The sequence below is a fragment of the Bradyrhizobium sp. PRIMUS42 genome, from assembly GCF_023006515.1.
Lineage (GTDB): Bacteria > Pseudomonadota > Alphaproteobacteria > Rhizobiales > Xanthobacteraceae > Bradyrhizobium.
This window is the reverse complement of record NZ_JALBGZ010000743.1, coordinates 1-2,968: the sequence shown is the minus strand read 5'-3', so window position 1 is coordinate 2,968 and position 2,968 is coordinate 1. Positions and strand designations below refer to the sequence as shown.

2 protein-coding genes and 1 pseudogene are annotated in these 2,968 nt (G+C 63.9%); 1 reads left to right on the top strand and 2 read right to left on the bottom strand.

Annotated features, from left to right (window positions below; translation table 11 throughout):
- Together MOV75_RS32885 and MOV75_RS32880 are read right to left on the bottom strand one after the other, a co-directional pair.
- Positions 1–360 (bottom strand): annotated as a pseudogene (locus MOV75_RS32885) (hypothetical protein); the annotation flags it as partial.
- A 315-nt stretch (positions 361–675) separates the two neighbouring features.
- On the bottom strand, positions 676–1,650 hold the full coding sequence (locus MOV75_RS32880; RefSeq protein ID WP_246931637.1) for an NADPH:quinone oxidoreductase family protein: 975 nt from the start codon (positions 1,648–1,650) through the stop codon (positions 676–678).
- A gap of 220 nt (positions 1,651–1,870) precedes the next feature.
- On the opposite strand from MOV75_RS32880, the gene MOV75_RS32875 reads away from it, so the two are divergent.
- Complete coding sequence (locus MOV75_RS32875) at positions 1,871–2,710, top strand: SDR family oxidoreductase (protein ID WP_247007407.1); 840 nt, start codon at positions 1,871–1,873, stop codon at positions 2,708–2,710.
- Positions 2,711–2,968 lie beyond the last annotated feature (258 nt).

Sequence of the window (2,968 nt, the reverse complement as noted above, 5' to 3'; positions counted from 1 at the left end):
CGCGTTGGCCGACGCCATGGCCAGGCCCGGCGCGACCCCCACCCAGCTACCGGCGTTGGCGGTGAAGAAGCCGCGAAAGTCGGGCTGAAGCAGTGCGGCCATACCTGCCAGGGTGGATGCCGCCAGGACGGCCGCGAGAACGCGCGGCACAATTCTGGAACGCAACTCCACTGGCGTATATTCGCTTGGGTCCGGCGCACCGAGCGGATCGGACAGGAAGAGCGGAATCGGATCGTCCTGCGAAAGATCGGCCCGTGCGGCGCGCGCACGGATAAATGACGCGGTCGGCGGATGTGATGCGGCTCGATTGGAGTCGAGCGCCCTCGACTCCTTCGACGGGCGGTATGCCGTCGTCTCCATGGTGATGCTCCCCATTACTAACGCAATGCAGGGCATTCCCGGCTTCAGTCTTTTTATTGTTGTCCAGAAGTGCCCCGCAAACTGGAGCCGGTAAATCGCCGTCTGAATCAGCCCAAAAGACGACGACGATTTGCGCGAATCGGGAGAGATTTGGGTTTGATTGCGGCGAAGCAGGGGAATGCACCGCAATTTTAGCGGGAATGGTTGAGGGCGCTTTACCAAGCGGTGGCGCACGAAAAAGCCGGCGCAGCTTCAGCGGCGCCGGCGATTTGAGCGGTGACAGTTGCGTGCGTAGCGACGGCGACGCCCACATCCTCAGGGATGCAGGATCACCTTGCCCATGGCCTGGCGTCCCGCGAGCACCTTCAGCGCGTCCGCGGTCTGAGCCAGCGGGAAGGTGCGATCGACATGCGATGAGATCTTTCCTTCCGCCGTCCACTTCACGAGCTTTTCGAGATTGGCGCGATTCTTCTCCGGATTCTGCCGCGTCCATGCGCCCCAGAACACGCCGCGGATGTCGCAACCCTTCAGCAGCGCGAGGTTCAGCGGCATCTTCGGAATGTCGCCCGCTGCAAAGCCGATGACGAGGAAGCGACCTTCCCACGCAATCGAGCGCAGCGCCTGTTCGGCATAGGCACCACCCACGGGATCGAAGATGATGTCGACGCCCTTGCCGCCGGTGAGCTTGCGCAGGCCCTCCTTCAGATCTTCCTTGGCGTAGTTCAACGTCAGCTCGGCACCATGCGCTTTCGCGAATTCGAGCTTCTCGTCCGACGAAGCGCAGGCGATCACCTTCAACCCCATCAGCTTGCCGAGCTCGCAGGCGGCAAGGCCGGTGCCGCCGGCTGCGCCGAGCACGGCGAGCGTCTCGCCCGGCTTTGGGCTGGCGCGATCTTCCAGCGCGTGCAGCGCCGTGCCGTAGATGATGATGATGCCGGCTGCGCGGTCGTAGTCGAGATTGTCGGGAATCTTCACGATCGAAGCCGCCGGCAGCGCGATCTTCTCGCGCGCGCCGTTGTGGCCGCAGGACGCGACGACGCGATCGCCGACTTTCAAATCGCTCACGCCAGGGCCGATGCTCTCGATCACGCCCGCGACTTCCGCGGCCGGCGAGAACGGGAACGGCGGCTTGATCTGGTACTTGCCCTGAATCATCAGGAGGTCGAAGAAGTTCAGCGCCGCCGCCTTGATCGCGATCACCGCTTCGCCGGGACCGGCCACCGGGTCCGGCACCTCAGTCAGCACGAGATCGTCGGGCTGGCAATATTGCGAGCAGAGGATGGCTTTCATGGCGGCACCTTGGGGCGTTTCGAGTGGAATTATAGTTGGCCCGGTTTTGCCGGATTTAGTGCGGCCCGACAATCCGGATTCTTTGTCTAAGACGGCTCGAGGGCCTATCCTCGTCATTGCGAGCGCAGCGAAGCAATCCAGACTATTTCCGCCGCACGGTCTCTGGATTGCTTCGCTGCGCTCGCAATAGACGGAGTGTGAGATATCGAGGATTCAAACGATGTTTGAAACAAGCCTGCTCAGGAACAAGCGCATTCTCGTCACCGGCGGCGGCTCGGGACTTGGCGCGGCGATGGGGCGTCGCTTCCTCACGCTCGGCGCCGAGCTCGTCATCTGTGGCCGCAAGCTCGATCGGCTGGAAGCGACTGCGGGCGAGATGCGCGAGGAGACCGGCGGCAAGGTCACCACCATCGCCTGCGATATTCGCGACGGTGCGGCCGTCGAGGCGATGATGGACGCGATCTGGCGTGAGGCGCCGCTCGATATCCTCGTCAACAACGCTGCCGCGACCTTCATCGCCCAGAGCGAGCATCTGTCGTTCCGCGCGGTCGACGCGATCCTGGCGCCGACGTTGCATGGCGCGATGTATTGCACGCTCGCCGCCGGCAGGCGTTGGATCGAGGCCAAGCATGGCGGCGTCGTGCTCTCGATCCTCTCGACCTCGACCATCACTGGCCGAGCCTTCACCGTGCCCTCGGCGATGGCGAAATCGGCGCTGCTGGCGATGACCAAAAGTCTTGCGGTGGAATGGGGGCAGAAAGGCATCCGCACCGTCGCCATCGCGCCGGGTCCGTTCCCGACCGCGGGCGCGTCGGGGCAGCTCCGCCCCGAAGGCCGTGACGATGGCTGGGCCGCGCGCAATCCGCTGGGACGTACGGGCGAGCACAGCGAGCTTGCCGATCTCGCCAGCTTCCTGGTCTCGGATCGCGCCGGCTACATCAATGGCGAGATGGTCGTCATCGACGGTGGAGCACATTTGCGCAGTTCCGGCGCCGAGGATTTGCTCGGCTGGACCGATGCGCAATGGGCCGAGCAGCGTGCCGCACGATCCAAAGGCTGATACCGCTAACTGCCTTCCCAAATTGGACTTTCCCCGCTATCCCTGCCACGGGGACAAAGCGCGACCGGGCCATCTTCCAGTCACAATATTGAGGGAACCACTCCAGCATGTGGCGGGTGCTGATTTTAGCTTTGATGACTGGCGTGGCGGCCGGGGGTATCGCCGATTCCGCACGGGCGCAGACGGCGCAACCGGCGCCCAAAGCTGCTCCAAAAGCGGCTGCGCCAGCGGCCCCAGCGGCGAAGTCGGCTGCAAAGC